This is a genomic window from Caballeronia sp. M23-90 (assembly GCF_053574605.1).
The window spans coordinates 1-3450 of the sequence record NZ_JBSIPA010000590.1 but is presented as its reverse complement, the minus strand read 5'-3'; the positions used below and the strand labels follow the sequence as shown (position 1 = coordinate 3450).

General features: G+C 61.6%; 3 protein-coding genes. All 3 read right to left on the bottom strand.

Translation table 11 applies throughout. The annotated features are described in order from the left end of the window. The coding region (locus ACRXB1_RS33030) for a M61 family metallopeptidase (RefSeq protein ID WP_449494425.1) at positions 1-1501 on the bottom strand (1501 nt) is incomplete at its 3' end. Between the two features lie 106 nt (positions 1502-1607). Continuing rightward, positions 1608-2339, bottom strand: a complete 732-nt coding sequence (locus ACRXB1_RS33025; protein WP_062168059.1) for a DsbC family protein — start codon at positions 2337-2339, stop codon at positions 1608-1610. 35 nt (positions 2340-2374) lie between these two features. Beyond that, on the bottom strand, positions 2375-3450 hold a 1076-nt coding region (locus ACRXB1_RS33020), incomplete at its 5' end, for a UbiH/UbiF family hydroxylase (RefSeq protein WP_449494424.1).

Genomic DNA, 3450 nt, shown 5'->3' with positions numbered 1-3450 from the left:
TGCGAACGCGTGCGCCAAGCGACGGCTTGCCTGCCGTGCCGTTCGTGGCGATATCGGCGGCGAGCTTGATGCCGAACGGTTCCAGCAAGGTCTCCAGCGGCAGATCGCGCGTGCCGTGCACGCCCTCGCGGAAGAGCTTCCTCAGATCGGCGCCGGTGGCTTCGGCAAACAGCGCTTCGACTTCGCTCTCTTCAATGCCGCGCACCCGGCCGTTGTAGAAATCGCGGCCGTAGCGCTGCCACAGCAGACGCATCACGTCGTCGAGCGACTTCTTGCCTTCGGTCTGCGCGCGAATCGACAGATCGAAAGCGAGCGCGACAAGCGAGCCCTTCTGGTAATAACTGACGATGGCGTTCGCCGCGTTCTCATCCTGCCGATAATATTTGACCCAGGCATCGAACGAGCTTTCCGCGACGGTTTGCTTCAACCGTCCCGAGCCGCGCAACACGCCGCCGATCGTCTTGCCTAGCAGCGCAAAATAATCGCTTGCGCTGATCGAGCCGGTGCGCACGAGTATCAGGTCGTCGTAGTACGACGTGAACCCTTCGAACAGCCACAGCAACGACGTGTAATTTTCCTGCGACAAATCGTATGGCGCGAACGCTGCAGGTTTGATGCGCTTCACGTTCCACGTATGAAAATATTCGTGGCTGCACAATCCCAGATACGTCCTGTATCCATCGGTCATCTCCGGCCGTCCGGTGACGGGAAGGTCCGCGCGATTGCAGATCAACGCGGTCGATGCACGATGTTCCAGCCCGCCATAACCATCGCCGACGGCAACGGTCATGAACACATAACGATCGATAGGCGCCTTCTTCGTGCGCGGCTCGAAGAGCGCAATTTGAGACTCGCAGATGCGCTTGAGATCGGTTTCGAGACGCTGCATATCGAGCGCGGTCACGCGGCCCGAAATCACGATGTCGTGCTTCGCGCCGTGAGCATTGAAGGAACCGAGCGCGAACTCGCCGAGCGTCACGGGATGATCGATCAGCGCGTCGTAATTCGGCGCTTCGTACGCGCCAAAGCCATAGCGCTTCGTGCCGCGCGCTTCCGGCAACGCCGTGGCGACGCGCCAGCTTGCATACTGCGCGCCCGAAGGCTTCTGAATATCCACGATGCACGGCGCATCCGCCTGCCCTTCCACGGCAAGGAACACGCTCGTGCCGTTGAAGAAGCCGATGGTGTCATCCAGATGCGCCGCTCGCACCGACAAATCCCAGCCGTAGACCTCGTAACGCAGCGTGATCGGGCCGTCGTGCGGCGCGGTTTGCCATGCGTGTTTGTCGGTCTTCTCGATGCCGATCTTCCGTCCCGCTGCGTTGAACGCCTGCAGCGTCACGATATTGCGCGCGAATTCGCGAATCATGTAGCTGCCCGGAATCCACACGGGCAGCACGAAGCGCTGGCCGTGTGGATCGGGTTGCGCAACGGTCAACGTCACTTCGAACACATGCGCTGCGGGATTTTTCGGGACGATGGTGTATCGGATGGCGTTCATGCTTCGAGGTCCTTTCTTCTTATCGCCGGCGAGGCTGGCGTTGGATGCCTGTTTGAAAGCGAAAGAGGCGCATCGCGCGCCTCCTTTCGTGGATCGGCCGCTACGTTCAGCGAACCGCCGACAATTCCTTTTCCAGCCGGTCAGCCGGAATAGCGCCGGGGAGACGGCGTCCATCGGCGAGGAAAACCGTAGGCGTGCCGGTCACGTTCATCGACTGGCCGAGCTTCAGGTTTTTATCGATGGCCGTCGTATCGCAACTTGCCGAAGCGGTCGGCGCGCTGTGGTCGAGCATCCAGCCTTCCCATGCGTTCGAGCGATCCTTCGAGCACCAGATGGACTTGGACTTGGACGTAGAATCCGGCGATAAAACCGGGTACAGGAACGTGTAGACGGTGACGTTATCCACGGATTTCAGCGTGGTTTCGAGCTGCTTGCAATATGGGCAGTTCGGGTCCGAGAACACCGCGATCTTGCGTGCGCCGGTGCCCTTCACGACCTTCACGGCGTTCTCGAACGGCAGCTTCGCAAAGTCGATCTTGTTGGTTTCGGCGAGACGCGCTTCGGTGAGATTCGTGCGCGTGCGGGTATCGACGAGATCGCCCATCAGCAAGTAATTGCCGGTCGCGTCCGTGTAGACGATCTGCGCGCCGAGGTTCACCTCGTACAGGCCCGGAACGGGCGACTTCTGGATGCTCTTGATATCGGCGTCGCCAATACGCGACTGCAGCGTGGACTTGATCTTGTCGGTGGTCTGATCGGCCTGGGCCGCGATGCCGATGCCAAACACCGCTGCCAGCGTGGCGGCAGCGACCAGAGCGCGGCGAAGAGTGATTTTCATTCGGATTCCTGTGATGCTGAAAAGTGAATAGGTCTTTAGCCAAGCGCAGCTGAAACGAGCCAGCGCTTGATCTGCGGCTGCGCGCCAACGAGCGCCATGCCCGTATTGCGCACCGCGCTTGCAAGCGTGCCGGGCACGGCAAAGAGTCTTTGCAGGCCATCGCACGCGATGGTCAGTTTTTGAATGTCCTCGCGGCGGGCGCGTTCGTATCGGCGGAGTAAAACCGGATCGCCCGCGGAACGGAAGGCTTCCTTGCCGGCGAGTGTATCCGCGAGCGCGGCGACATCGCGCAAGCCCAGATTCATGCCCTGTCCCGCAAGCGGATGAATCAGGTGTGCAGCGTCACCGACCAGCGCCACACGCGGCCCGACCAGACGATCCACCGTTTGCAGCGCAAGCGGGAAACCGTGCGCCGGCGTCACGCATTCCAGCGTGCCGAGCATGTTTTGCGTGGCTTTCTCGACTTCGGCCGCGAGTTGCTCGGGATCGAGCTTCAGCAGGGCATCGGCATGATCGGCTTTCGCGGACCAGACAAGCGACACGTAATCGCCCGGCAACGGCAACAGCGCGATGATTTCGCCGTCGCGGAACCATTGGTATGCAGTTTCGGCGTGCGGTTTCTCGCACTTGAAATTCGCGACCACGCCGGTCTGCCGATATTCCCTCCGATGCATCTTCGCGCCCGTCTGCGCACGCACCCAGGAGTGCGCACCGTCGGCGCCGACCACGAGATCGGCTTCGAGCGTGTCGCCGTTGGCGAGCGTGAGGTGCGCGGCGTCATCGTGAATCACGAGGCCCTGCGCGCGCGAATCGATCCACGTGAGGTTCGGCTGGAAACGCAGCGCGGCATCGAGCGAACGTTCGATCAGCGACGACTCCGCAATCCACGCCAGTTGCGGCACGGCGGCCTGGAACGCGGAAAAGTGCAGTTCGGCGAAGGCATCGCCGAAAACCCGCATGTCCAGCACCGGCCCGAGCTTTTCACGCTCGAGCGCCTGCCAGACGCGCAAGCGTTCGAGCAACGCCTGCGAACTCGACGAAAGCGCGTAGATTCGCGAATCGAAGCTGCCGGCGGCGGGCGCTCGAGCGTGAAAAGCTCGGGCCGGTGCTA

Bases quoted from the DNA above. Each gene is read 5' to 3' on its own strand.
- ACRXB1_RS33025 (WP_062168059.1), bottom strand. From the start codon at position 2,339: ATGAAAATCACTCTTCGCCGCGCTCTGGTCGCTGCCGCCACGCTGGCA.